Annotated in this window: 26 protein-coding genes; 7 read left to right on the forward strand and 19 right to left on the reverse strand. The window is 64.7% G+C overall.

From position 1 onward, the window contains the following. Positions 1–11 precede the first annotated feature (11 nt). Positions 12–500: an Rv2253/PknI dimerization domain-containing protein gene (locus K0O64_RS14520; RefSeq protein WP_164520073.1), complete on the reverse strand. Its 489-nt coding sequence runs from the start codon at positions 498–500 to the stop codon at positions 12–14. Between the two features lie 117 nt (positions 501–617). Then, the gene (locus K0O64_RS14525) at positions 618–1,181 is read right to left on the reverse strand and encodes a PaaI family thioesterase (RefSeq protein WP_083542624.1); all 564 of its coding nucleotides are present in this window, start codon (positions 1,179–1,181) and stop codon (positions 618–620) included. 184 nt (positions 1,182–1,365) lie between these two features. Here K0O64_RS14525 and K0O64_RS14530 point away from each other — a divergent pair, with 184 nt between their 5' ends. Then, complete coding sequence (locus K0O64_RS14530; protein ID WP_071944797.1) at positions 1,366–2,028, forward strand: PadR family transcriptional regulator; 663 nt, start codon at positions 1,366–1,368, stop codon at positions 2,026–2,028. On the opposite strand, the gene K0O64_RS14535 is transcribed toward K0O64_RS14530, so the two are convergent. Next, on the reverse strand, positions 2,025–3,731 hold the full coding sequence (locus K0O64_RS14535) for a 3-ketosteroid-delta-1-dehydrogenase (protein ID WP_071944796.1): 1,707 nt from the start codon (positions 3,729–3,731) through the stop codon (positions 2,025–2,027). The two genes, K0O64_RS14530 and K0O64_RS14535, sit on opposite strands and share 4 nt — an antisense overlap. A gap of 139 nt (positions 3,732–3,870) precedes the next feature. On the opposite strand from K0O64_RS14535, the gene K0O64_RS14540 reads away from it, so the two are divergent. Further along, positions 3,871–5,019, forward strand: a complete 1,149-nt coding sequence (locus K0O64_RS14540) for a 3-ketosteroid-9-alpha-monooxygenase, oxygenase component (protein ID WP_071944794.1) — start codon at positions 3,871–3,873, stop codon at positions 5,017–5,019. Continuing rightward, positions 5,019–5,297, forward strand: coding sequence for a ferredoxin (locus K0O64_RS14545; RefSeq protein ID WP_071949847.1), 279 nt, complete (start codon positions 5,019–5,021; stop codon positions 5,295–5,297). Before K0O64_RS14540 ends, K0O64_RS14545 begins: the two co-directional genes overlap by 1 nt. Positions 5,298–5,318: 21 nt before the next feature. Here the strand turns inward: K0O64_RS14545 and K0O64_RS14550 are convergent, their stop codons facing one another. After that, on the reverse strand, positions 5,319–5,921 hold the full coding sequence (locus K0O64_RS14550) for a TetR/AcrR family transcriptional regulator (RefSeq protein ID WP_096311470.1): 603 nt from the start codon (positions 5,919–5,921) through the stop codon (positions 5,319–5,321). Between the two features lie 191 nt (positions 5,922–6,112). On the opposite strand from K0O64_RS14550, the gene K0O64_RS14555 reads away from it, so the two are divergent. Continuing rightward, positions 6,113–7,045, forward strand: coding sequence for a hypothetical protein (locus K0O64_RS14555; RefSeq protein WP_071944790.1), 933 nt, complete (start codon positions 6,113–6,115; stop codon positions 7,043–7,045). Between the two features lie 18 nt (positions 7,046–7,063). On the opposite strand, the gene K0O64_RS14560 is transcribed toward K0O64_RS14555, so the two are convergent. The 12 genes from K0O64_RS14560 to K0O64_RS14615 all read right to left on the reverse strand — a co-directional run bounded on the left by K0O64_RS14560 (position 7,064) and on the right by K0O64_RS14615 (position 18,997). After that, on the reverse strand, positions 7,064–7,516 hold the full coding sequence (locus tag K0O64_RS14560; RefSeq protein WP_071944788.1) for a nuclear transport factor 2 family protein: 453 nt from the start codon (positions 7,514–7,516) through the stop codon (positions 7,064–7,066). 17 nt (positions 7,517–7,533) lie between these two features. Continuing rightward, complete coding sequence (locus K0O64_RS14565) at positions 7,534–8,316, reverse strand: SDR family NAD(P)-dependent oxidoreductase (RefSeq protein WP_071944785.1); 783 nt, start codon at positions 8,314–8,316, stop codon at positions 7,534–7,536. 19 nt (positions 8,317–8,335) lie between these two features. Beyond that, positions 8,336–9,412 (reverse strand): hypothetical protein, encoded by a 1,077-nt coding sequence (locus tag K0O64_RS14570; protein WP_071944783.1) that lies wholly within the window; start codon positions 9,410–9,412, stop codon positions 8,336–8,338. After that, positions 9,399–10,436, reverse strand: coding sequence for an alpha/beta hydrolase (locus K0O64_RS14575; protein ID WP_083542623.1), 1,038 nt, complete (start codon positions 10,434–10,436; stop codon positions 9,399–9,401). Before K0O64_RS14575 ends, K0O64_RS14570 begins: the two co-directional genes overlap by 14 nt. 1 nt (position 10,437) lies before the next feature. Further along, positions 10,438–11,301, reverse strand: coding sequence for an SDR family NAD(P)-dependent oxidoreductase (locus K0O64_RS14580; RefSeq protein WP_071944781.1), 864 nt, complete (start codon positions 11,299–11,301; stop codon positions 10,438–10,440). Next, positions 11,298–11,783: a nuclear transport factor 2 family protein gene (locus K0O64_RS14585; RefSeq protein WP_071944779.1), complete on the reverse strand. Its 486-nt coding sequence runs from the start codon at positions 11,781–11,783 to the stop codon at positions 11,298–11,300. The genes K0O64_RS14580 and K0O64_RS14585 overlap by 4 nt, the downstream gene beginning before the upstream one ends. A 71-nt stretch (positions 11,784–11,854) precedes the next feature. Next, on the reverse strand, positions 11,855–12,919 hold the full coding sequence (locus tag K0O64_RS14590; protein ID WP_071944777.1) for an acyl-CoA dehydrogenase family protein: 1,065 nt from the start codon (positions 12,917–12,919) through the stop codon (positions 11,855–11,857). After that, positions 12,916–14,058, reverse strand: a complete 1,143-nt coding sequence (locus K0O64_RS14595) for an acyl-CoA dehydrogenase family protein (RefSeq protein WP_071949846.1) — start codon at positions 14,056–14,058, stop codon at positions 12,916–12,918. The genes K0O64_RS14590 and K0O64_RS14595 overlap by 4 nt, the downstream gene beginning before the upstream one ends. An 8-nt stretch (positions 14,059–14,066) precedes the next feature. Beyond that, positions 14,067–14,843, reverse strand: a complete 777-nt coding sequence (locus K0O64_RS14600) for a crotonase/enoyl-CoA hydratase family protein (RefSeq protein ID WP_071944774.1) — start codon at positions 14,841–14,843, stop codon at positions 14,067–14,069. Further along, positions 14,840–16,264 (reverse strand): aldehyde dehydrogenase family protein, encoded by a 1,425-nt coding sequence (locus K0O64_RS14605; protein WP_071944772.1) that lies wholly within the window; start codon positions 16,262–16,264, stop codon positions 14,840–14,842. Before K0O64_RS14605 ends, K0O64_RS14600 begins: the two co-directional genes overlap by 4 nt. Before the next feature lie 26 nt (positions 16,265–16,290). Beyond that, positions 16,291–17,397: a zinc-binding dehydrogenase gene (locus K0O64_RS14610; protein WP_071944769.1), complete on the reverse strand. Its 1,107-nt coding sequence runs from the start codon at positions 17,395–17,397 to the stop codon at positions 16,291–16,293. Beyond that, complete coding sequence (locus K0O64_RS14615) at positions 17,390–18,997, reverse strand: acyl-CoA synthetase (protein WP_071944767.1); 1,608 nt, start codon at positions 18,995–18,997, stop codon at positions 17,390–17,392. Before K0O64_RS14615 ends, K0O64_RS14610 begins: the two co-directional genes overlap by 8 nt. A 101-nt stretch (positions 18,998–19,098) precedes the next feature. Between K0O64_RS14615 and K0O64_RS14620 the strand changes: the two genes are divergently transcribed. Together K0O64_RS14620 and K0O64_RS14625 are read left to right on the forward strand one after the other, a co-directional pair. Continuing rightward, positions 19,099–21,024 (forward strand): flavin-containing monooxygenase, encoded by a 1,926-nt coding sequence (locus K0O64_RS14620; RefSeq protein WP_071944765.1) that lies wholly within the window; start codon positions 19,099–19,101, stop codon positions 21,022–21,024. Continuing rightward, on the forward strand, positions 21,021–21,908 hold the full coding sequence (locus K0O64_RS14625; RefSeq protein WP_071944763.1) for an SDR family NAD(P)-dependent oxidoreductase: 888 nt from the start codon (positions 21,021–21,023) through the stop codon (positions 21,906–21,908). The genes K0O64_RS14620 and K0O64_RS14625 overlap by 4 nt, the downstream gene beginning before the upstream one ends. Before the next feature lie 14 nt (positions 21,909–21,922). On the opposite strand, the gene K0O64_RS14630 is transcribed toward K0O64_RS14625, so the two are convergent. Continuing rightward, on the reverse strand, positions 21,923–22,909 hold the full coding sequence (locus tag K0O64_RS14630; RefSeq protein WP_083542622.1) for a Dabb family protein: 987 nt from the start codon (positions 22,907–22,909) through the stop codon (positions 21,923–21,925). 74 nt (positions 22,910–22,983) lie between these two features. Here K0O64_RS14630 and K0O64_RS14635 point away from each other — a divergent pair, with 74 nt between their 5' ends. Further along, the gene (locus K0O64_RS14635) at positions 22,984–24,222 is read left to right on the forward strand and encodes an NADH:flavin oxidoreductase (protein WP_071944761.1); all 1,239 of its coding nucleotides are present in this window, start codon (positions 22,984–22,986) and stop codon (positions 24,220–24,222) included. On the opposite strand, the gene lipP1 is transcribed toward K0O64_RS14635, so the two are convergent. Together lipP1 and K0O64_RS14645 are read right to left on the reverse strand one after the other, a co-directional pair. Continuing rightward, a complete protein-coding gene (gene lipP1, locus K0O64_RS14640; protein ID WP_071944759.1) occupies positions 24,199–25,122 on the reverse strand; it encodes a LipP1 family hormone-sensitive lipase in 924 nt (307 codons plus the stop codon). The two genes, K0O64_RS14635 and lipP1, sit on opposite strands and share 24 nt — an antisense overlap. Then, positions 25,119–25,964, reverse strand: coding sequence for an IclR family transcriptional regulator (locus K0O64_RS14645; RefSeq protein WP_071944757.1), 846 nt, complete (start codon positions 25,962–25,964; stop codon positions 25,119–25,121). The genes lipP1 and K0O64_RS14645 overlap by 4 nt, the downstream gene beginning before the upstream one ends. Positions 25,965–26,112 lie beyond the last annotated feature (148 nt).

A 26,112-nucleotide genomic window follows, 5' to 3' on the forward strand; every position in this document is an offset into this window, starting at 1 on the left:
CCGGTGTCTCGTCAGTGCTGTTTGACGAGTTTGAACGGCATATTCACGAACAGGGCGAGGCTGCGTCCGCAGGCCCCGCTGGGCCCGGTCGTTTGGTCTTCGCCGAGCAGCGTGGTGGAGTCGGGGTCACCGGCGTCACCGCCGGGTGTCATGGGTTGGAACCAGAACACCTGGAGTCCGTCGGCTGATGTTCCGTCGGGGCACGGTTCCCAATTGTCCACGGTCCGTTTGACATACCACATTCCACCCGTCTGATAGATCGGCGCAGACCAGCCCGCGTCGCTGGTTACCGTGCCGGTGCACTCGGTGGGGTAGCTGCATTGGGTGGCGATGGCCCAGTTGGATCGCACCGATTTCTCGTCATGGAAGACATCGTTGGTCCTCGCCCATTCGCCATTGGACGTGGCGGTGAAGGTGCCGTTGAGGCCCCACTCATCGGCTGCGTGGGCGGAGCTCGGGACACTGACGCATGGCAGCACGCCGACGGCTGCCAACCACATTGTGACAGAGCGCAATCCACGCATCATTCACTCCTCAACGCCGGTTCGGTGTGACCTCAGGTCCAGGTTTGCGCGAAGCTAACACCGCCCACGCGCCGAGTTCTCGCTATGGTCCGCTCAACGGGCGCCCGGGCGGATGAACACACCATGCGCCTCAACGGTGACCACGCCGTCGGCGTCGGCGATATGGCCCACGGCAAACGTCTTGATGCCCTCGTGACGCTCCACCCGAGCTTCGGTGTGAATGCGGCCGAGGCGAGTGGGTCGCACGTAACGAACGGTGAGCGTCCCGGTGAAAGCGGGGTTTCCGGGTTGATGTGCGGTTGCGCCGAGCATGTGGTCGAGGATCAGAGCGCATACCCCGCCGTGGACGTGTCCTGGAGGGCCTTCATAGGCAGCACCGAGGTCTATGTCGGTATAGACCGAGCCGTCCGCATCGTCGTGTAGGACCAGTGGGGGAGCGACCGGATTACGGAGGCCGATGGCGACGTTGCCCCACGCGACCGTGCCTCCGTCAGTTGTCGGCTGCACACCGAATGAGCCGGAGATCTGCTGAGCGGCGAGCAGTTCAGTGGCTCTCTCGATGAGCGCACGAGCTTCAACGACCGTGTCTTCATCGACTTCGGTGCGGATCGTGGCATCGATGAGCTGCTGGACCGACCGTGTCAGGGGCGCGAACACAGCTTCGCCGCATTACACGTCGACGACTCGTGTCTCGTTGTTCATATCTCCGTCTTGCCTGAGTCGGTCGGATTGGCCGGCCTGCACCTCTAGGGTCCTAGCGGCGAGGATCGTCGCGCAAGGCGGCGTCCCGACCAGCGGTCGGAAGGCGCAATCCGGTGACCTGGGTTGATACCCTTTCTTCGTGACTGAACCCGAGCCCCAGTCCCAGCCGTCGCTGTCGGCGACGGCTTGGGCGCTGCTCGGGATGCTGTCGTATGAGACCGAGCTGTCGGGTTATGACATCCGCAAGTGGATCAGCTGGAGCATGCGCTACTACTACGGCAGCCCGGCATTCAGCCAGATCTATTCCGAACTGAAAAAGCTCGAAAAGATGGGGCTGCTCACCTCACGAGTCGATGGCGCCGGCCCCCGTAACCGTCGCCTCTACAAGATCACCGAAGCCGGCATGGCGGCCGTCACCCGCTGGGCGCGCGAAGCCCCCGTGGAGGCACCATCGCTCAAGCACCCGGCGATCCTGCGGGTGACGTTGGGCCACCTGAGCGACCCGGCCTCGCTCAAGCAGATGCTGCAGGATCACATCGCCTACATCGACGACATGCAACGCGACGCGGCCAAGGAAGCACGATGGGCCGCCGCGGATCCATCCTGGGCCTATGCCAAAATCGCGCTGGAATGGGCGGAACGCTACTACGCATCCGAGCGGGAACTCACATTGAGACTGATCAAGGATCTCGATGAAGCTGAGGCGAAATTCCCGAAAGTTGGTGAAGGCGCGAAGATTCCGTGGCCAGACCCGGCTTACTGGTACGAGATCGAACGCAAGGCCGACGCCGAAGAGTCTTAGGTCCGCGCCGCGGCGTCTTGTGCGGCGATATAGCCGTACACCAGGCCTTGGGCGATGGTCGCCCCCGCGCCGGGATAGGTGTTCCCGAACGCGTTGGCCGCCGTATTGCCGATGGCGTACAAACCACCGATCACGGTGCCGTCTTCGCGAAGCACACGGGCCCGGTCGTCGGCGCGTAAACCACCGCAGGTACCGAGATCACTCAACACCATCTTCACCGCGTAGAACGGCCCCTTGACCAGTGGCCGCAAATTCGGGTTCGGGGTGATGGTGGGATCGCCATAGTAGCGGTCGTATGCGCTGCGGCCGCGCTCGAAGTCGGGATCCTCGCCGGCGAACGCATTCTCGTTGAAACGGGCCACCGTCGCGGAGAAGTCGTCGGCGGGCACCCCCATCTTGGTGGCCAGCTCGTTGAAATCGTCTGCGCGAACGGCGATTCCAGCGTCATACCAGGTCTGGGGGATCGGCATCCGCGGGAACAGTTCAGCAGCGAAGACGTAGCTGTTGCGGTATTGCTGATCGAAGACGATCCACATGTTTTCCACCGGCGTCCCCGCGGCTTCCAGCTGCAGGACACGCTGACCGAAGCTCATGTAGTCGGCCGATTCATTGGCGAACCGCCGGCCATTCTGGTCGACGATGAACGACCCGGGCAGCGACCGCTCAGCCAACATGACCGCAGGAGCCGCATCCGGCAGGGGAGCGACAGCAGGGAACCACCATGACTGGTCCATCAGCGCGATGTCCGCGCCGATGTCCTGACCGATGCGGATCGCGTCACCGGTATTGGATTCCGCACCGAGACTGAGATTTCGGCCGAGGGATTCGGATTGGAACTTCCACCGCATGTCCATGCTGTGATCGAATCCGCCCGCGGCGAGGACGACGCCGCGTCGTACGACGACGGTAACGCTGGTGCCCGAGTGCTCGAGCACGGCGCCGGTGACGCGGTCGCCATCGGTGGTCAGCTCCTTCAGTGCGGTGCCGAGCCAGATCGGAACTCCGGCACGAATCGCACCGGCGAACAGACCGGCGGCCAAGGCTTGGCCCCCGGCGGCGTAGCGCCTCCCCAGAGCGAGCCCGCCAACTCCCTGCGCGAGCCGCTTGAGAATGGTGGGCAACCCCTTGCGGGGTACCCGGCTCATGAGGTTCATCCAGCGGTAGTCCGCGCCGGTCGTCGGCATCGGAATGCTGACCTCCATGATTCCCGGACGGAGGTCGGGCAAGTAGTCGCCGAGGATCGACGTGTTCAGCGGTCGACACTCGCATGTCCGTCCGGCCGCCGATCCGCCCGGCGCTTCAGGGTGGTAGTCGGAGTATTCCTTGGCCCAAAACAGTTTCATCGGCGTCGTGCGGCGAAGCATCTCAACGGTTGCCGGCAGATTCTTCACATACGCCGCCGAGCGCTCTTGTGGTGCGGAGCCGGCGACGACCGAGTCGAGGTACGTTTGCGCTCGGGTCGCGGTATCGACCCCGCCGCATTCGGCGATGACCGGGCTGGCGGGCAGCCAGAGCGCCCCACCGGACCGCGCAGTTGACCCGCCGACGTGCGAAGACTTCTCCACGACGAGGACCGACAAGCCCTGTTCGTGGGCGGCCAGGGCGGCGGCGAGCCCGGTGCCCGACCCCACGACGAGGAGGTCCACTTCGGTGTTGGCGATGGTCAACCCGGCGGGGACGGTGTTATGGCTGGTCGGGATCACGATTTTCGACGATAGATCTGCAGCCGCAGATTCGGAATCCTGCCTCCCTTTGAGCGGAACGCGGACCTTCGCGCGGCGTATCTGCGAAGTTGAATGGTGACATCAGCCCGCGGATCCATCGATGAAGGACGGACTTAAGATGACGACGCACGCCGAGGCCGACGACATTCGCTTGATCGAGGCGGGGTCGGTACCCACCCGCTTTGCCCGGGGATGGCACTGCCTGGGGCTGATCCGCGATTTCGCAGACGGGAAGCCGCACCAGATCAACGCTTTCGGCCAGAAGCTGGTGGTGTTCCGCAGCGAGGACGGTGCCGTCAATGTGCTCGATGGCTACTGCAGGCACATGGGCGGCGACCTCTCCCAGGGAACGGTGAAAGGCAACGAGATCGCCTGCCCGTTCCACGACTGGCGGTGGGGTGGCGACGGCCGGTGCAAGTCCGTGCCCTACAGCAAGCGCACCCCGCGGTTGGCGCGCACCGCGTCGTGGCCGACCTTGCAACAGGACGGGATGCTGTTCGTCTGGAATGACCCCGAGCGCAAAGCGCCGCCAGCCGATGTCACGATCCCCCGCATCGAGGGTGCCACCAGCGACGACTGGACGGACTGGCATTGGTACACGACCGTGGTGAACACGAATTGCCGCGAGATCATCGACAACGTTGTCGATATGGCGCACTTCTTCTACATCCACGGATCGCTGCCCACCCATTTCAAGAACATCTTCGAGGGCCACGTGGCGACCCAATACATGAACAGCGCGGGCCGGCCAGACATCGGGGAGCCCGGTGAAACCCAGATGTTGGGAACGACATCGGTGGCGTCCTATTACGGACCATCGTTCATGATCGACGATTTGACCTACCACTACACCAACGTCGACCACCACACCGTCTTGATCAACTGCCACTATCCGATCGACGCCAATTCCTTTGTGTTGCAATACGGAATCATCGTGAAGAAATCGGCCGAACTGCCAGACGACCTCGCCATGCAAACGGCAATCGGGCTCGGGGACTTCGTCAAGATGGGCTTTGAGCAAGATGTCGAGATCTGGCGCAACAAGACTCGGATCGACAACCCGCTCCTGGTCGAAGAGGACGGCCCGGTGTATCAACTGCGGCGCTGGTACGAGCAGTTTTATGTCGATGTCGCTGACGTCACGCCGGACATGGTGGACCGTTTCGAGTTCGAACTCGACACGACCCGGCCTACCGAGGCGTGGATGAAGGAAGTGGACGCGAACATCGCCGCGCGCGCGGCAGCGTCCGAATCAGTGGGGGGATGATGGCAGTTCGTCAGGACAATCGTCTCGACGATGCGCCGATGGTTCCCGTGACGTGCGCGCGTTGCGGCGCCGGCGTCGAGGTGCGCAAAAGCAGCTGGAACCAGACCAGTGTGCAATGGACCGGCCCCGCGCTGAGCCGGTGTGAAGAGCGTTGTAGCGCAGCACAATTAGCGGCGAATGGCGGGCGCGGTCTCTTCCTGGCATGCTCGGCCCTCAATGGTTCGATCGTCGATGCCGTGAAGTCGGGGATGGTTCCCGTTCTCGACACCGCCCTCTGACCGACGCCGCGCACCGCAGCGCTATTTTTCTCTGAGCGAACCGACGATCATCTCCATCGCGATACGTAGTGCGGATTGCAGGCCGGCGAAGTCGCCGTGTTCGACCCAGTGCACGTATGCATGCCTACACGCCTGAATTACCAGCTGAGCGGGCAACTCTCGGGAAAAGGAGTCAGTTCCGAGGTCGAACCGAGCATCGAGGAAATCGGTGATCGGCCCGATGAGGTCCTGACCCCAGTCCAGCCAACGCAGCCGGTACTGTGGGTCGCTGAGCACCAACGCCATGAACGCACGGTCGACTTCGAATTGGCCGCGCTTCGGGACTTCTGTGCCGAAGGCCTGCACCAGTACTTCGACAGGGTCGCTGCCTGCCTCCGCATCGGCGAGCACGTGAATGCTCAGGCTGCCGAACTTGCCGAAGAGTGGCAGGATCACGTCTTCCTTGACGGGGAAGTGGCGGTGGAACGTGCGCGGCGCGATGCCGACGGCCTCACAGATTCGCTCGACGGTGGCGGAAAACGATCCGTCGGCAAGGAAGATGTCCCGGGCCGCCACGGCGACTTCGAGCCGCAACTCCTCGGCGCGCCGTTCGGTCAGTGTGGCCGGCTTACCGGTCAATGCCATGCTGTCACCCCTTGTCTGACCAGCCTGTTCATCGTAACCGCCGCGATCTCGTGTGCTCGCCCGACAAACGAGGCGGCCTCCCGCTGACCGGGAAGCGCGCAGTGATGTCCGTTGCACCGCCTCTAACGTACTAGTCAGATTCTGACACATCGGCTGGATCTGACAAGTTTGCGAGCCATCAGGAGGATCACGTGTCAACCGCTACCGAGGAACCCGACACCGCCGCCGAGGACCTGAACTATGAGGACTACACCCACGACTTCATGGGCAAGGTCGGCAACATCGGCGACTTCTCTCGCGACTTCCTCGCGGACTTGGCCCGCGTGTTCGAAGACGTCTTGAACTTCATGCCGTACGCCCACGTGAAGATCTACTCGGAGAAGGTCGGTATCAACGCGGCCATGGATGTGGCGGCCGAGGTGTCGAGAGCAGGAATGCGACAGGTCATGCCCATGGGGCGGTTCATCGCACCCCCCGGTTGGGATTGGAAAGATGCCCAATACCAGGCTATTCCGTTCGACGTTCAGACCGAGGACTTGACCAAGCCGGCGTTGATCCGCCTCATCAAGACGTACTGGGACCAGTACCTCAAGGGACACAACTACTTCATCGACCAGTGGACCAAGATCATCCCCGAGGAAGAGGTTTGGCTCGGCCTGCCGGACATGTACCAGCTGATCATCGACTACCAGTACCCAAAGCTGGCGAAGGTCTTCAAGATCAAGCCCGTGCACGTGGTGGACTTCCTCAAGCTCGCGGTTCTGAGCATCGACGGCACCCTGGGCTACGGCGGCGAGTACATCGTCTACAACCCCGATCATGTGGTGCTCAACATGCGCCGCTGCGAGGTGCTTCAGAAATACACCGACGAGGGCCTATACCCGCCGGCGCGGGCGTGGATGAACTGCACATTCGAACAACGCATCAGCGCGCCGTTCTTCCCGGGCTGCAAGCTCTCAATCAATCTGCCGCCCAGGGATTTCAAGTTCGCGAAGGGCGAACCGTTCTGCGTGTGGACCTACACGCGCGGCGAGGAAAACCACGCGGCGGCCGCGGCAGCGCCGGATCCGCGAGCGACTGCCATGAAGCGAATTCCGCTTATGGACGTGACGGTATCGGAATGATGTGGTTGCGCCGCGGATTCAGGATGACTTCCCCTCGAACACTTCGAGCGTGCCAACAAATCCGCGATTGATCTTCACCCGCTCGATCAGACTCCACGATCCGTCAGCTGTCCGCCGCCAAGCATCGCGGTAGTCGCCGAGTGTGTACATGCGTGTCGCTGGATCATTGGTTGAGTCGAGATGGACGTCGCGGATGTAAGCCCGGCTGACTGCCCGATCACCCGAAACGTCGATCACAACGTTGCCAAGCAGGTGCTGGGTGACTCCGCAGGTGTCCAGATAACCGCGGACGAGGTTGATGACAGCGGAGCGCCCCACCACACGTCCGGTTCCGAAATCTCCTTCGGCGTCGTCGGCGAGGATGCGCTCCATCGATGACCAGTCGCGTTCATCCATCGCCCGCGCGAACGCGATGAGCGCGCGCTCGATGGCTCGTTCATCGAGCAAGAGCGTGAGCGAATCGATATCCATGCCGGCGATCTTGTCAGTCAGGCGTGCGCGCCGCCATCCACTCGGATCTCAGTGCCGGTGATGAACGCACCGTCGTCGGACGCAACCATGGCGATGACCGATGCGACAGCACTCGGGTCACCCAGGATCTCGCTGTCGTTGCCGTGGAGCAGCGGAGTCTGTTTGGCCCATAGGCCAAGGTCGTATCCTTCGGGCATCTTGTCCAAGGTGCTGTTGGCCAACGCGGTTGACACACCGCCCGGTTGGATGTTGACCGCGCGCAACCCCTGCTTGGCGTATTCCAACGCCAACGAGTGCGTGAAGCTGAGTATCCCGCCCTTGCTCGCCGCGTATGCCGCCATGTACGGGTGAGCGAACGTCGCGGCGGTGGAGGTGAAGTTCACCACGACACCACGGCCCGACTGCAGCAGCGCGGGCAGCGCTTGCCGGGTCATGAGGAACGTTCCGGTGAGGTTGACCGCCAATGTGCGGTTCCACTCGTCCACACTGGTTTCGTGGGTATGCGAACACGTCTGAATGGCAGCGACGTTGATCAGCGCCTCCAGGCCGCCCATCTCCGTCACCGCCGCATCCACCGCGGCGATGACCTCGTCTTCAACCGAGACGTCGACCACCGCTGTGGTGAGGCGCTTGGCCGTTCCGGCCTCCTCGGCGGCGGCGGTGGTTGCCGCCAGGCCGGCCGCGGAGACATCGAACGCCGCGACGGCCGCGCCCTCGTCGAGCAGACGGGCTACGGTGGCGGCGCCGATACCTGATCCGGCGCCGGTGACGATCGCGCGCCGATCGGAGAAGCGTTCCATCAGATAATCCCTTTACTGCTCAGGCGAATTGGAACGCGCTGACGGGCGCCTCGTCCGGGTAGATCGCCGGTCCGCCGAGATCGTAGGCGGCATTGAGCGCTCCGATGAACGCAGGATCGTGCAGCGGCTCGCTCGGCACGTCGAGTGTGATGCCCTTGGCTTTGAGGTCATCGACCATCATGCCGATCGCGCGTTCGATCGTGATGTCGTCGGTTCCATCCATGTTCTTCTTGAGCTCGTCGAAGTCAGTGAAGACTTCTGCGGACCAGTGAACCAGGAACCTCAGTTCGTCGGTGTGGTGGCGAGCGATGACATCCTCACCGTTCTTCAACAGCCAGTGATCGCGGTCGGTGGGGTCACCGGTGAAGACGGTGTCGAATGCCAATCCGGCCGGAACCTGTTGCTCCAGTGGACCATTGGCTTCCCCGCGATGCACCATCATCTCGTTCTGCACAACCACGCCGCGGTTGTTGATCGGTGGCAGGACCCGGGCGGGAGCCTTGAGCGGGCCGTCCGGCCAGTAGGTGAACCCGGATTTCTCGTCGAGGGAGAACCAGGTGATGACCTGGGCCATCTTGATCAGGTAATCGGTGAACAGCCCGGACTTCCCCATGACGCTGCACAGCCAGGTCGGGGCGTTCTCGTGGCGGACGCCGCGGAAGCTGGGGGAGTCGAGGTGACCGGGGTCGCGGTTGGCGCACGGCCCGTTGATGTTGAACAGCATCATCTCCGGCTTGGCGTACTGCGCGTTCCAGTAGCTCTTTGCGTGCCCGATGAAGTCGGCGTTGTAGAAGCAGTCGTGCAATTCGGGGTAGAGAACGGTCCCGTAGTTGGCGAGATAACCGCGGAAGGTCGGAGTCAGGAACAGGTCCAACGAGGGCGTGAATCCCTCGGGAAACGCGCCGCTCATGGTGGCCATCAGTTCGTCGGCGGAGGCGAAGTGCTGGGCGATGATGAGCTTCCACGGCCCCTCGTCATGGACGACATCGAGTAGCCGCCTGCGTTGATCAGTGGTGTAGATGTCGGTGAGCTCGCGGGGCGGGGCCACCGGACGCAGGATGTCGGACAGTTCCAGACGCTGCTCATCGGTCAGCATGACGATCTCCTTCGGTGGTGAGGTAGTCGATTGTGGTGGGTGTCTCCTCGCACGATCCGACGACCGTCCGTTGACTGGGAGACCCGCTGTCGGTACCGAGATGACGAAACTTCGCGCGCAGCAGGGCACCGATCTCCGCGATCGCCAAGCGACCTCGCGCGGTGGCATCAGAGCGCATCAGGAAGCCGTGGTACATGCCCGGGTAACGCGTGAGCGTCGTCTGCACGCCGGCATCCCGCAGTCGGCACGCGTAGCGTTCGCCCCAATCCCGGATCGGGTCGCACTCCCCGGTGACCACGATGGCGGGCGGCAGGTCGCGCAGATCGCTTGCATAGGCCGGGATTTGGTAGGGATCCCGCGGCGCCCCCGCCCCCTGATCTACCAATTCGTGCATGTACAGGATGTCGTCGTGGCGCAGCATCGGCGCATCCGGCATCGAGGTGATCGACGTCGTGCCCATGTCCCGGTCCAGGCCGGGGTAGAGCAGCACTTGTGCGGTGATCTTGGGTCCACCGTGATCCCGGGCCGCCAATGCAACAGCGGCAGCCAGCGATCCACCTGCGCTATCACCGACCACCGCGAGTCGGCCCGCGTCCAAGACGAGGGTATCTGCCTGCGCCGCAACCCATTCGGTCGCGGCGTACGCGTCGTCGAACTGGGCCGGTGGCGGCGACTCGGGTGCCAGTCGGTAGTCGACCGATACCACCGCGGCACCGCTGGCGTGGGCCAGCTCGCGTGCCAGGGGTTGGAACGAGTGGTTGCTGCCCATCACCAGGCCGCCGCCGTGCAGGTAGACGAGTACCGGAGGGAAGGCCTCGGTGGTGGGCCGATAAAGCCGCAGCGGGATCGGTCCTGCCGGGCCCGCCGCGGTCAGATCGTCGATCGCCGCCATTGGTGGCATGTCGGGCAGCGGCGCGGATTCGAGGCCGGCCCGCACTGCGGCCAGTCCTCGGCTGCGCATCGGGGGCAGCTCACCGAGAGCGGCGACGCGATCTGCGGCGTCCGGATCCAGTGGGGGAAGCATGTCAGTTCTGGGCGGGGTCGAATCGGCGCTGGGTACGTAACCGCGGCGTCTCTTGGTTGGTCAACACACGGGCCCGCTCCGCCATCGCCGACCCAACATAATCAGGCTGGGTCAGGAGGTAGAACCTTCCTTCAGCGGCCTGTTCGAACACCACTTCGGCGGCGGCGATCGGATCCATGGCCTCGGCCTTGATGTCCAGCATGGCGGTTCGCTGGGCCTCGGCGGCGCCGGCGTCACCGGAGTTCACCCCGCCTGCGGACTCAAAGATGTTGGATACCACCGCACCTGGCAGGACTGCCTGCACGTGCACGTGGTGATCATGACCGGCGGACTGGACCTCGAGGTGCAGGCACTCGGTCAGTGCCAGCACGGCATGCTTACTCATGATGTAGGGCGCCTGCAGAGGAACCACCGCGACGCCGCCGATCGAGGACAGATTCCACACCCACGCAGGAGCATCAGTGGCCATCATCCTGGGCAGGAACGCCCGAATCCCGTGGAAGACGCCACTGATGTTGATGTCGACGACCCGCTGCCAGTTGGCGACGGGGGTGTCCCACAGATAGCCGAATTGTTCGACACCGGCGTTGTTCACCAGCAGGCGCACATTGCCGAGATCGCGATAGACCGTGTCGGCCAACTCCTCCACCGCAGCGGCGTCGCGCACGTCGCAGACCACGTCGACCGCCGATCCGCCTGCCGCAGTGAGTTCTTCGCGGAGCGACGCCACTGCTGCACCGTCGACGTCTGCCAGGACCACAGTCATGCCCAGCCGGCTGGCCTGACGAGCCAAGCCCGCACCGATTCCGGCGCCGGCACCGGTGATGACGGCGACCCCACCGCCGAAGGTCTCGCGTGCGCTCACGCGGACGTGCTGGCGGAGGTGTTGGCGGTGTGTTGCGCGAGCGGCACGGAATCCTCGGCGTCGAGGACCACCGTCATCGAGGTGAACACGAGGCCGTCGTTCGAGCGTCGGATGCCGGCGTCGACGACACCGCTGGATACGGCGAACGGAACGTTGTTGGTGATCTGATTGACGAACAGATAGAACCGGACCGACGTCACGTCACCGTCGACACCGGTGCGGAAGATGTTGGTCGCGTGGTGGCGGCACGGGTAAGGGTTCTCGTTGCGGTGCTCCCTGAGCCACGCGCGGGTTTGCTCGCCGCCGTGGAGTTCGGCCGCCAGCAGATGCTCGAAAGGGCATTTCCCGGAGTCCGAGCGGCTCAGATAGTCCATCTCGTCGCCGATGCGGGCGTCCACCTCGTCGAAGTGGCCCTGGTCGTAGTGATACCAGAATCCCGCGATGAACTCCTGGACCTCGGACAAGGCGATCTCGTTGCTCATGACGAGAAGTCAACCGGCATGTGGCGCGAGTTACACCGCCGATGACCGTTGAGTGGAACACCGAGGCCGGGTCAGCGACTATCGGCGATCAGCGCCCACAATCCCTCGGGTCCCGCAGCGGTTGCGGCGGCGGCGATCTGCTCGTCCCAGTGGCGCACGGACCCATATTCGGCTCGCCACGCCAGCGCTGCACGGGTGAATTCGTGCAATCGATGTTCCCGAGTTGTGCCGATCGCCCCGTGGACCTGGTGAGCATTTCGCGTCACCACCGACGCTGCGTGGCCGGCGCAGGAACGCGAGGTGGCGATGAGGAAGTCGAGGTTCGCCGAGTCCCAGTCTGTTGCGACGGCCACGTCGAGTGCCGCCTCGGTGGCGACGCGGGCGAGCGCGGCCTCGGCAGCGGCATCCGAGATGAGGTTCTGGATGGCCTGGAACTTGGCCAGGGGGCGCCCGAACTGCACCCGGGCGGACACGTGCTCGATGGACAGCTCAACTGCGCGCTCCAGTACCGCGCACACCTGGATCGACCGCATCAGCGCCGCCCTGCGCTTCAGCCGTCCCACGAGCGCTTCGCTGACAGGTTCTCCCTCTGTCGCCGCGAGGTCCGCACGAACCGTGTCGCGGGGCTCGCCGACCAAATTGGCACCCTGAACGAGGGACAGCGCGGCGGACTCGACGTCGGCAAGGCGATACTCGTCACCGGTCCACCACACCACCACGATCCGGTCGACCTCGGCAGCCCAGGGAACCGGTGCATCATGCCCGCCGTCGCGCCCCGGTAGCTGCACTGTGCGGATGGCACCGCCGACGGGCCGGCCGAGGGTCTCCAGCAGCCAGCACGCCAGCAAGTCGTGTTCGCCGACGGGAGTGCGAATGCCATGGCGTGCCGCGGCAGTCAGCAGCACCGCGGCCTCATGCCAGCCCGCCCCACTGCCGCCTGACTTCTCTGATCCGGTCAGCCGCGCCAACCCGAGGGAATCAAGACGGTGCCACAGGGTGCGGTCCAGAGCAGCCCGTCCACCGGTCGAGTGTGAGGGTCCGCTGCGCTGGTGGTCGGCGAAAACAGCATCCATCATGGCGGCGAGGTCGGGGTCGACCGCGGGGGCCGCGGTGGTCGAAAGGTGGGTTGTGGTCATCGAATGCCCAATCCGCGTGCGATCACGCCGCGTAACACTTCGTTGGTTCCGCCGCGCAGTGTGAAGCCGGGACGCTGGTCGACGGCTTCGGCGATCAGCCGCAGCCACTCCGCGGATTCTGTTGTGCTGTCGCCGGTTTCGAGGTCAGCGAAGTCGGCGATGTCACCTTCGACGGTCGTGCCCATCACCTTGACGACGGAGGCCGCCACATCGCAGCTCTCTCCGCGTTGCAAGGCGCCCGCCACTGCCGTCGACATATGGTGAAGGCCGGCGATGCGAGCCACCAGCCGCCCCAGCTCGGGGTCACCCGGTCCCCGCCGTTTGCCCGTGATCTCCACCGCGTGCGCGAGCAGGGGGAACGTGGACAGGAAGCGTTCCGGGCCACTGCGTTCGAAACTCAACTCTGAGGTGACCTGCGTCCACCCTTGCCCGATCTCCCCGAAGAGCATTGCGTCAGGGACGAAGACGTCGGAGAGGATGACCTCGTTGAAATGGTGGCCGCCGTTCATCGAGACGATAGGACGGACGTCCACGCCGGGAGCGTGCAAGTCGACAATGAATTGGCTCAGTCCGGCGTGGCGGTGCGCAGGGTCCGCGGCGGAAGTCCGGGTGAGCACGATGAACGCGTGCGCACGGTGAGCTCCGGACGTCCAGACCTTGGTGCCGGTCAGCGACCAGCCACCGTCGACCTGGGTTGCCCGGGTCCGCACGCTGGCGAGGTCGGATCCGGAATCCGGTTCACTCATCCCGATCGCGAAGAAACACTCACCGGAGACGATGCGTGGCAGGAAGTGTGACTTTTGTTGCTCCGTACCGTATTTGAGTAGCGCTGGCACGATCTGCCGGTCGGCGATCCAATGTGCCGCGACCGGAGCGCCCGCAGCCAGCAACTCCTCGGTGACGACGAAGCGCTCGTGAAAGGAACGACCGTGGCCGCCGTATTGCCGGGGGACGGTCATGCCCAGCCAGCCACGCTCGGCCAACGCCGAGGTGAAGCCCTCATCCCAGCCGCACAACCACGAGTCGATGGACGGCCGGAACGCGCCGGCGGCCAGTTGCTGCGCCAGGAAAGCCCGCACTTCCATCCGTAGTGCGTGCGAGGAGGCGTCGTTGCTGACCGGTGGTACCAGGCGGGGCATCGCAGTCGTCACGTCGTCCTCCACTTCGCGATCCGGCGCTGATGCTCAGAGTCGTGGTGAGCCAACGGCTGCATCGCCGCGGCCATTGCCAGGGTGGATTCCAGGGAGCCGGAGATGGATTCTTGCAGAAGCCGTTTCGCCATCCGCAGGGCGTGCGGGGGGTTCACCGCGATGTGTTCTGCCAACGCCCGTGCTTCGGCCAGCAGGTCATCGTGTGCCACGACACGGCTGACCAAGCCCCATTCGAGTGCGGTGCGCGCATCGATGCGATCACCGGTGAAGGTCAACTCCGCGGCCCGGGCGTACCCGATCGCACGCGGCAGGAACCAGGTTCCGCCATCGCCGGGGATCAGGCCGAGCTGGACGAAGCTTTCGGCGAACGATGCGCGTTCGGAGGCGATGCGAATGTCGCACATCATCGCCAGGTCGCAGCCGGCACCGACGGCCGCACCGTTGACCGCCGCGATCAGCGGCACTTCGAGACGGGCAAGCGCTCGCGGTATCCGCTGGATACTGTCCACATAGGCGCGCCGTTGGTCGATCGCGCTCAAGCCGAACATGCCACGGCCGTCGGCCATGTCTTTGACGTTGCCGCCTGCGGAGAAGATCTTGCCGGCTCCGGTCAGCACGATCGCACAGACGGCAGTGTCACGGTTCGCCGCATCGACAGCCTGCTCGAATGCAGCGATGACGGCCGGGTCGGTGATGGCGTTGCCGACCTCCGGCAAGGTGATGGTCCAGACCTGAACTGCACCTTGTGTATTGACGTCCAATGGTGAACTCATGCGCCCGCCCGCAGCTGTAGGGACTTCGTCTGCAGATATTCCTCCAGCCCGAACCGTCCCAGTTCCCGCCCGATGCCGGACTTCTTGTATCCGCCGAACGGTGCGGCTGGGTTGTAGGGCCCGCCATTGATGTCGAGTTGGCCGGTCTGTACTTGGCGCGCGAACGCGATCGCGGTCTCGTCGTCGGCGGCCCACACCGCACCCGACAGTCCGTAGGGAGTTCCGTTGGCGATGCGCAGCGCATCGTCGGTGTCGGTATAGGGGATGACCGCCAGGACCGGGCCGAACACCTCTTCCTGACCGAGTTCGGATTCTGGGTCGACGTCGACGAAAACGGTTGGGGCGAGGAAGAATCCCTTGTCGCGGACAGGGTCGGCGCCGCCGGTCAACAGCCGAGCGCCCTCGTGGGCGGCGCGCTCGATGAAGCCGCGCACGGTGTTGAACTGAGCGCGCGAGGCGGATGGACCGATGCGGGTGGCGGGATCCCAGGGGTCACCCGCGGTGTAACGGGAGACCGCGGTTTCGATCTGCTCCAGCGCCTCGCCGTAATGCTTGTGCGGCACCAGCATCCGCGTCCACGCCATGCAGGTCTGGCCGCCGTTGAGAAACGCATTGCCGACTCCGACCTTCACGGCGGTCGCCACGTCCGCGCCGTCGAGGATCACGTTGGCGGATTTGCCGCCCAGCTCGAGGGCGACCTTCTTGATCGAGCGCCCGGCCAGTTCGCCGACCCGCGCTCCGACGCCGGTGGACCCGGTGAAGGACACAAAGTCGACGTCAGGGTGAGACGCCAAGAGTTCACCGATGACCTGACCCGGCCCTGACACGATGTTGATGACGCCGGGGGGCAACCCGGCCTCTTCACACGCTTGCATGAAGGCGAACACCGACAGGGGCGCGTCGTTGCTGGGCTTGAGCACAACGGTGCAGCCCGCGGCGATGGCGGGTAGGACCTTTGCGACCACCTGGTACAGCGGGTAGTTCCACGGTGTGATGGCACCGACCACCCCGTACGGCTCCCGCAGCACCAGGGAATTGCCGATGCGCTCCTCGAAGGCAAAGCCATCCAGTGCGTCGGCGAACGCCTTGGCCACTGCCAACGGAACCTGGGTCTGAACCGTCTCGGCGATGCGCACCGGGGCGCCCATCTCGGCGGTGATGAGATGGGCAATGTCGGGCAGACGTTTCTCCATCGCGTCGATCACGCGGTGGAGGCGATCACGACGTTCGCTCACGCTGATCAGCGGGTCGAACGCGCGGCGTGCTGCTTGGACCGCCGCCTCGACATCGGCGGCGGCTCCGTTGGGCACGTGACCGATCACCTTCTCGGTTGCGGGGTCGATGACATCGATCACGCCGCTGCCGGCCGGTTCTACCCAGCGGCCGTCGATGAACAGCGTGGGGTGCTCGTAGGTTGACAAAGCGATTTCTCCTGCGGTCGTGATGGTCAGGGAATCAAGCTGGCCCGGATGTCCCGCTTGCCGTCGGCAGCGGCGAACGCATCGTTGATGTCGTCGAGTGCGTAGGACGCTGCAGCGAGCCGCTCGAATGGCAGCGAGTGCTGATGGCGGTCGAGGAATGTCAAGGCGCGGGAGAGCACTGCCGGGTCATACAGGGAGACTCCGACCATGGTCTTGTTGGAGAACACGAAACGCGACGGATCGAATGAGAAGGTCTGGCCCACATTGATGTTGCCGATCTCGACGTAGCGGCCGAACTGCCCGAGCATCTGCAGACCCTCCTCGATGGCGGAGGGGTGTCCTACGACTTCGACCACCACATCGGCGCCGTGGCCGTCGGTCAACCCACGCACCGCTTTCGCGCGATCTTTCGGTGTGCTGATCTCGTTGAGGTCGAGCACGGTGTCGGCGCCGAACGCTGTTGCGAGATCGAGCCGCTCGGAGACTCCGTCGATAGCGATGACATTGGCGGCACCGCGGGCTTTGGCGACGGCGATCGCGTACAGCCCCAGGGCTCCTGCGCCCTGCACTACAACATGCTCGCCGAGCTGCAGATCGACACGTTCCAGTCCGTACATCACCTGCGATAGAGCGCAATTCGCGCCGGCGGCGATGTCGTCGCTCACAGTGTCGGGAACCGAGTAGACAACCGCACCGGCGGGCAGCAGGTAGTAGTCGCCGTAACCTCCGACGAAGTAAGGCGGCTCGTCCGCGCGCCCCAACATCGCCATCTTCAGGTTCAGACAAGCATTGCGTCGCCCGGCCAGGCAATTCCTGCAGGTGTGACAGCTGTAGAAGTACGGAAACACCACTCGGGCGCCCTCGGTCAGTGATTTGCCGCTGGAGTCGGTCGATACCCCCGAGCCCAGCGCGGCGACGGCACCCACCATTTCATGACCGAGAACCGTCGGCAGCTGGCCGCCCAGACCTCGCGTCGCGAACGTGCCGTGCCAGGCGTGGACATCGGATCCACAGATATTCGCGCGCAGAACTCGGACCAGGATTTCGCCCGGGCCTACCTCGGGAAGGCTGACCGTCTGGATTTCGAACGGCTTGCCGGGTTCATCAAAGCGCGCGATGCGGCCCTCATACACGTGGGGAATCCCTTTCGGTTTCGGTGAGTTCGACGCTGAACCGCTGGCGCAGATCGCGTTTGAGCAGCTTTCCGCTGGGGTTCTTCGGCAGAGAGTCGACGAAGAACACCTGTTTGGGCGTCTTGAATCCGGCGAGGTGGTCGCGACAATGGCGCAGGACGTCATCTTCGGTCAGAGCGGCGCCGGCACGAACGACCACCGCGGCGACGACGGCCTCCACCCACACCGGATGCGGTAGGCCGAACACGGCCACTTCTTCGATTCCGCTATGCCGGTAGAGAACTTCCTCGACCTCGCGGCTGGCGACGTTCTCGCCCCCGGTCTTGATCATGTCTTTCTTGCGGTCCACGACATGGAGCAGACCGTGCTCATCGTAGAAACCCAGATCTCCCGAGTGGAACCAGCCGCCGGAGAAGGCCTGGGCCGTGGTCGTCTCGGCATCGAGGTAGCCGAGCATCAAATGTGGACTGCGGTGGGCGATTTCGCCCACCGTCCCGACGGTGACGGGATTATCCGCCTCGTCGAGGATGGCGGTTTCGACATTGACGACCGGCCGCCCCGCTGCCCCGGCATGTGCATCCTGCTCGTCGGGTCCCAACGCGGAGGCCAGGGGAGCCATTTCGGTCTGACCGTAGAAGTTCCACAATCGGAGGTTGGGTAGCCGCTGTCTCATCTCGTACAGGATCTCGGTGGGCATCGGTGACGCTCCGTAATAGCCCTTGCGGAGACTCGACAAATCCACCTCGTCGAACACCGGGCTGCGGAGCAGACTGATCCAGACAGTCGGTGGGGCAAAGTAATTGGTGACGCCGTAGCGTTCGATGGCGCGCAGAACCAGCTCGGGATCCGGTCGGGGCACGATGATGCTGGTGGCGCCGAGATAGATGTCGGTGGCCAGAAAGTTGTCCAACTGCGCACAGTGATACAGCGGCAGGGAGTGGACCTCGATGTCATCGCCGGACATGGAGCCGGCCACGATGGTGCTGATGTATTGCCACATCAGGCTGCGGCTGCTGTGCATGACCCCTTTGGGCCGCGACTCTGTACCGCTGGTGTACATCACCCGCAGCAGCTGGTCGTCGTCGACGCGGACATCGGGTGCCGGGCTGGTCGTGGCCAGCCAGTCGGCGAAATCCGACCAACCGGCATGCGGGGATTGTCCATCGGGTATCAACGCAACCTTCGTGGTCACCGTCGGACTGAGCGCCATCGCCTGCTCGGCGACGGGCACCAGGTCGGCCTCGACGAGGAACGCGGTGGCCTTGCTGTGCCCGAGGATGTAGGCGATCTCTTCGGCGGTGAGCATGAAGTTGATCGGCACGAGCACCACGCCGGCGCGCGCGGTGGCGAAGGCCAGTACCGCGTACTGCCAGCAATTGTGCGCCAACAGCGCGACCCGATCGCCCGGTCGCAATCCGTTGTCGTGGAAGGCTGCGGCGGCGCGGTCCACCAGGCGGTCGAAGTCGGCGAAGCTGAGCACCACGTCACCGTCGATGATGGCGGTCTTGTCCGGTTGCTTGCGTGCCGAACGGCGCGGGATGTCACCCAGGCTGTGACTGCGGGCACGCGCGATGACCGCGGCGAGGTCCTCAGAGTGCATGAGCCGCAGGGTAGGCAGGTCGAGCGCGGGAGTGGTGGTTCGTCTCCCGCTCAGTAGACAGGCGGGCGTGGCGGGTGGCGACTGCGTTCGATACTCGACGCATGACCGTTACCACTGAATCGTCGTCATCGGCTGACAGCGCACCGGATCCGGCTGTTCTGCGGGCGCATCTGCGTCAGGCAGACCCCGGCGTTCTGGTTGCGGTACTCGCCCAGATGACGGGTGACGCATCGGTCGTGGACCGGTACGCGGGCAAGATCGACCACGTCCCGGACCCGCCGGAGCGAGCGGGAACCACCGACCCCGCCACCGCGGCTGCGCTGGCCGACGAGATCATCGCCGCGCTCGGTCGGCCCCGGCCGGCGGGAGCGATCGCCGCCGACGATCGTGGGCTGTTCGCCACGCTGCTGCCGATCGCGCTGGGCACCGACGTCGACGACGAACAGGTGGATCTGCTGCTCGAGCAGGGTGGCTTCCGACCCTCTCAACCCACGTTGCCCCGGACGACGCCGATTCCCTCGACGACGACGATGGCGATCATCGGTGCCGGTATTGCCGGCATTGCGGTCGCACTGGCCGCGGCGGAAGAGGGGGTGCACTTCGAGATCTACGACCGCAACGATGAGGTCGGTGGCACGTGGCTGACCACGACATACCCGGGCATCGGCGTGGACACGCCGTCGGCGTACTACTCGCTGTCTCGGGAAGTGAACCCGGACTGGTCGAACTACTACCCCGAAGGTACCGAATACCAGGCCTATCTGGTGGCCCTGGCCGACAAACACGACCTGCGCCGCCACATCCGGTTCGGTACTGAAGTGGAAGCGCTGTGGTGGGACGAGCAACGCCAGCAGTGGCAGATCCACTCCCGCGCCGCCGACGGCGTCCGAAGCGTCGACTATGCCAGCGTCGTCGTCACCGCGGCCGGGTACCTCAACCGGCCCCGCTTTCCGGACCTCAAGGGCCGAGAAACGTTCGCCGGAACCAGTATTCACTCAGCCCAGTGGGTCCCCACACTCGACCTGACCGGCAAGAGGGTGGCCGTCATCGGGGCTGGGTGTACCGCCGTGCAGATCGTCGACGCCTGCGTTGGCGAAGTCGAACACCTCACGGTGTTTCAACGGCAGCCGCACTGGGTGGCACCCCGCAAGCGCCTCTCCGATGAGGTGCCCGAGCACCGGCGCTATCTGGGCCGGGTGCTGCCGTTCTATGCCATGTGGCACCGGCTCAAGTCGTACTGGGGCACCGCCGACAACAACTATCCGATCATCCTGCAGGACCCCGAGTGGTCGAAGACGCACCTGTCGATCTCCCCGGCCAACGATGTCTTGCTGCAGATGTGCTTGGACTACATCGACCGCATGTTCGGGGCCGGAACGGAATTGGCCCGCAAGGTCACACCCGACTTCGCACCCTATGGCAAGCGCATCATTCGCGATCCCGGTGGCTATTACGCCGCGCTGACCCGCGAGCATGTCGACGTCGAAGCCAGTGAACCCGCCGAGGTGAACGCCGACGGGATTGTGACCGCCGACGGTCGCCAGATCGACCTCGACGTCATCATCTACGCCACCGGATACCATCTCGACTTCTTGTCCACCGTCGACATTCGCGGCCGGGGCGGCAAGACGTTGGCGGGGGAGTGGGGGGACAGTCCCCGCGCCTATCGTGGCGGAACCGTTCCAGGATTTCCGAATCTGTTCATCACATCGGCCCCCAACTACAGCCCCGGACACGGAGCGGGCGCCAACTTCTCCATGGAGGTCCTTGCCCACTTTATCCTGGAGTGCTTGCAGCTCATGGCTTTACGCGGCGCGAGGACGATCGAAGTGACCGAGCGCGCGTTTGAAGAGTATGTCGCCGGTATCGACGAGGCGATGCAACGCACCGTGTGGTGCCACACCCCGAACGCCCACACCTACTACCGGTCGGAATCGGGTCGCGTCGTCGTCGCCACCCCGTACCGACTGGTCGACCTGTGGCAGCAGCACCGGGCTCCCGTCGAAGAGGATTTCGTCCTGCAATGAGCCAGATCCTTGCCGGGAAGACGGCATTGGTAACCGGAAGCAGCCGTGGGATCGGGCGGGCGATCGCTCAGCGACTTGCCGCCGAGGGCGCCACCGTCGCGGTCACTGCCCGGGCCTACACCCCGTCGCCCTCGCTGCGGTCCGGTAACACCGAGGCTCTACCCGGCACCATCGAGGAGACCATCGGACTGATCGAAGAGGCTGGCGGGCAAGCTTTCGGTCTCGCCGCCGACCTGGAAGACCCGGCAGCGCGTGACGGATTGGTGGACGCGGTGGTGGACCGTACCGGCCGTATCGACATCGTGGTCAACAACGCAGGATTCGCCGACTATTCAGTGGTCGAGAGCATGTCCCTGGAGACGTTCGACCGAACCGTCGAGCACTACCTGAAAACACCGTTCGTCTTGACCAAAGCCGCAGTGCCCCACATGCGTCGGCAGGGGGCCGGTTGGATCGTCAACATCGGCTCGGTCACCGGAGTGGCACCGGCTCGGCCGTACCGTGACTACAACAAGACCGCGGGCGACGTGATCTACGCGTCCTGCAAGGCCGCGTTGCACCGGTTCACCCAAGGCGTCGCGGCCGAGTTGCTCGACGCCAACATCGCGGTGAATTGTGTTGGCCCGTCGACCGCGGTGCGTACGCCTGGTGCGTCGTCCCTGATTCCGGACAGTTTTCCCACCGAGCCGGTCGAATACCTGGCCGAGACCGTCTTGGCGATGTGCCACCTGCCGGCCGAACAGCGAACGGGATTGGTGGCCTTCAGTTTGCATTACCCGTGGTCGCAAGGTCTTCCGGTGTATTCGCTGGACGGGCTCACCGCCTTGCCGCCACTGGAACCACCGGCGACCGCAAACCCGAACATTCTGCCCGCCGGGATCTGAAGAGCTGCCGGGCTTCAACTCAGGACGGGGCCGTCGATCCGGCAGAAGCTGTGACACACGCGGTCTCGGACGATCATGTCGGTTGTCTCGGGATCGAACCAACGATCCACCACAGCCCAGTGGACGGGATGCATCAGGTAGGGGCCCATCAATCCGTCCACATCGGTGAACTCCTGCTCGAAGACGTGAGTCCAGCCAGTCCTCCCGATCGCCTCATCGACTCGGCTCAGTTGCCATGCCTGGATGGTGGACACATACCTGGGCATCATCGCCAGTTCTTGTTCGAATGCGCTGACCTGTTCCGCGGGAACCTCTGGCGGTACCCGCAGGAGCAACGCTCGGTACACCGAGCCGGCACCACGACACAGGGGAGTTCCCCGATACGTCACGCCGTTGACGTTGGTGATCGCCGGATCGCGCAATGCATCGTCGAAATCGCTTCGGGCCCAGGCATCGAGGTCTGGGAACCGAAGGTGGACCAGGATGTCACCGCCGTTGCGTGAGCCTGGTTCCGTCGGTTCAACCAGTGACCGCAGCGACCCGGCGGTTTCGGCGGCCTTTCGCAGTGCGCTCAGCACCCGTCCGCGTTCATGCTCGGCAACATCCAGCAACCGAGTGACACCCACCGTCGGGCTCCCGCCGCGCGACTCCGGCATCGGCGCCGGGCTCTCGGTGCGGTCGATATCCTGGCTGCGCGTCGCGACGCTGCGGCTGCGCTCGACCACGAGCTCTGAGATGCCGTCCCACCAGCGTGCGACCGTCGGATCGGGCCGACCCTGCCAGGTCATCTGCCACCAGGCTTGGGGGCTGGGCAACGACCAGGTGATCGTGACGACGTTGGGGCGGTCGTCGAACAAGATCGGCGGGCTCACCAAGACATCGCGCAACTCCATGCCTCGGTCCCGGGCGCCGGGAGCGTAGCCGGACAGGTAGGAGTCGATGAAAGTCTGTGCGCAACCCGGGGCGGTGACCACGCGGTCGACGATGAACACCTCGGCCATGGTCGCGACGCTACGGTCCGTGGCCGCGGTGATCCGCAGCGGCTCCCGGCCAACGGGAAACCACCGTTGACCGCATGTGGCGCGGGCGCGATCGTGATCCGGTGAGCGATGTGTTCAGTCCGGCGCGCCTTGGCCCGGTAACCCTGCGCAACCGAGTGATCAAGGCCGCCACCTCCGAGGGACGCTCGCCACGAGGTGAGGTCACCGATGACTTGATCGCGTTCCACCTCACGTTCGCCGAGGGCGGTGTCGGCATGACGACAGTCGCCTACTGTTGCGTGTCGCCCCAGGGTGCCAGCGCGCCGGGTCAGATCGTGATGAGCAACGCGGCGCTTCCCGGCCTGCGCAGACTCACCGACGCCGTACACGGAGCCGGGTCAGCGATATCGGCGCAACTCGGACATGCCGGCGTGGTGGCACCACGTAAGCTCACCGGCGTTACGGCTGTGGCTCCCAGTCGATTCGTCAATCCCACGTCCATGGCGTACTGCCGAGCCATCACAGTCGAGGAAATCCGCACCGTCATCAAGCAGTTCGGGGCCGCCGCGCAGGTGGCAGTCGACGCCGGATTCGATGCGGTCGAGCTCCATTTTGGCCATCTCTATCTGCCGAGTTCGTTCCTCAGTCCGCTCATCAATCGGCGAAAAGATGCCTACGGCGGCAGTATCGACAACCGTTCGCGGCTGGTCCGCGAAATAGCCCAGCATGTTCGTGAAGTGACGGGCAACCAGATCGCGGTGATCGCCAAACTCGACATGGATGACGGCCTGCCCGGCAGCATTTGGATCGACGAGGCACTACGCACCGCGCAGCTTCTCGACTCGGACGCCACCCTGGATGCGTTGGAACTTACCCAGGGTTCGTCGGTGTACAAGCCGATGTACCTGTTCCGGGGAGACGTACCGGTCAAGGAGTTCGCCGGGGTCATGCCGCCCGCGCTGCGTCCCGCTGTTCGGCTGTTCGGTAAGCGGACGATGGGTGTGTATCCGTACCAGGACCTGTACATGCTGGATGCCGCGCGCCAATTCGTGCCGCTCATGCGCAATACCAAGCTCATCCTGCTGGGTGGCATCACCGAGCGCGAGCATCTGGAGACGGGGCGGGCCGAGGGGTTTGACTTCTTCGCGATGGGGCGGGCGCTGCTGCGTGAGCCTGACCGGGTCAATTCGATGATTTCCCAACCGGATTCGCGTAGCCGATGCAACCACAACAACAAGTGCATGGTGACGGTCTTCGGCCGCACGCACTGTGTGCTCGACCCACTGCAACGCTACGGCGCGGCAGTGCCGTCAGCGTCGGAGCAGCTCACCTAACGAGCGGGCGGCCTCCCGACGGGCCCGGTGGGCCAGGTCGAGCATCGGCATCGTCATGAAACCGTGGATGCCGCCCTCGAATGAACACCGCGTTGTCGGCGTCCCCGCCGCCGCCAGAGCATCTGCGTAGGCGAATCCTTCGTCGCGCAGCGGATCGTGGCCGGCCAACACGACGACAGCCGGCGGCAGACCGGTCAGATCCGCCTGCAGTGGCGAGGCGTACGGATGCCGACGGTCCTCGACCGCCGGCACGTATTGATCCCAATACCACTGAAGCGCCGGGCGCGGGTTGTAGTAGCCGCGGCCGTAACGCCGGTAGGACTCGGTGTCGAAGTCCGCGGCCATCACCGGATACAGCAGCAACTGCGCGGCGATGTCCACCGAGTCACGATCCCGGGCCATCAAAGTAGTGACCGCGGCGAGGTTGCCGCCTGCGCTGTCCCCACCGACCGCGATCCGACTGGGATCGCCGCCGAGTTCAGCGGCATGCGCCGCCGCCCACAGGGTGGCGGCGCAGACGTCTTCGGCAGCGGTGGGCCACCTGTGCTCGGGGGCCAGTCGGTAGCCGACCGAGACCACCACGGCGGGAATCGAATTGGCGAGGTTGCGGCACAACCCGTCGTGGCTGTCGAGGTCGCAGAACACAAACCCGCCACCGTGGGCATACACGAGTATGGGCAGTGGCTCACTGGACTCAGGCCGGTAGATTCGGACGCCCACGCGTCCACCCGCGACATCGATCTGGCGATCGGCGACGTGGAAAACCGGTTCGGGGTTCGGATTCGGCACAAAACGGGCGCGGATCGCGGCGCGCGCTTCGGCTCCGGTCATCGTGTGCACGGGCGGAAACCCCGAGTCCAGGGTTTCGATCAGGCCTGCGATCTGAGGATCGAGAGTCACGCCGGCTGCAGCGATGCCGAATCCCGTCCCATGGGCCGGGGAGTGGGGCCGACCCGCAGCGGGCGCAGGGACTGCAGTGTCGGCGCAACACGGTCGGCGCCGTCCTCAGCGCTACGCCAGATACCCATCGCCGTCATTCTTACCGGCGCGACCAGTCGGCTGTCGAACGCCATCCGGCTCATCGGTCCGCAGACCGAGACCGCGGCCACCGCTTGACCGGCCGGGCCGATGGGGGCCGCCACGCAGCCGAAGCCGGGCAGCGATTCCTCGCGTTCGAAGGCCACGCCGTGCGCGCGAATCTTCGCCAACTCCGCGACCAGCTGGGGCGTCGTTGCGATCGAGAACCGGGTCTTGCGGTCGGTGAGGTCGACCTCCGTGATGTGGTTATCGGCCAGGATCGCCTTTCCCACAGCCGTACAGTGTGCCGGCTGACGACCACCCACCCGGGTGGGAATCGCGCCGCCCATGTGATCGCCGATCTTTTCCAGATAGACCACATCGGATCCGTCCAGGACCGCGAGGTGCACAACCAAACCGGTGGCTCGGTGCAGGTCACGCAGCAACGGGATGGCGGCCCGGTGAATGCGGTCCTGGTGCAGCGCCAGCGATCCCAACTCGACCAGCCGCATCCCGAGTTCGTAGTCGCGGCCGTCGCGGCGCAGCCAGCGCAACGCGACGAGGCGCTCGAGCATGCGGTGCGCGGACGACCGCGGCAGGCCCGTTCGGCGCACGATCTGCGCGAGCGTCAGTCGGCCCGGGCCGTCGAAAGCGTCCAGCACCAGCGAAATCCGGTCGATGACGGCGCTCGGCGTCTCGCTCGCCTTCTCGACAGCCATTGTCATGAGGGCCTCCTAGCTTTAGCGGCATGCCAACCAGGCATATGACTATTAGTAATATAGTTTTAGCACAGCGCTGTGCGCGCTGTCACATGAAACGCCGTAGGAAGTTGGCGGTCACCACAAGGCCTCGCGGGCCGTGCAGCAGCACTGG

Source organism: Mycolicibacterium pallens, assembly GCF_019456675.1.
In the GTDB taxonomy this organism is placed as follows: domain Bacteria; phylum Actinomycetota; class Actinomycetes; order Mycobacteriales; family Mycobacteriaceae; genus Mycobacterium; species Mycobacterium crocinum.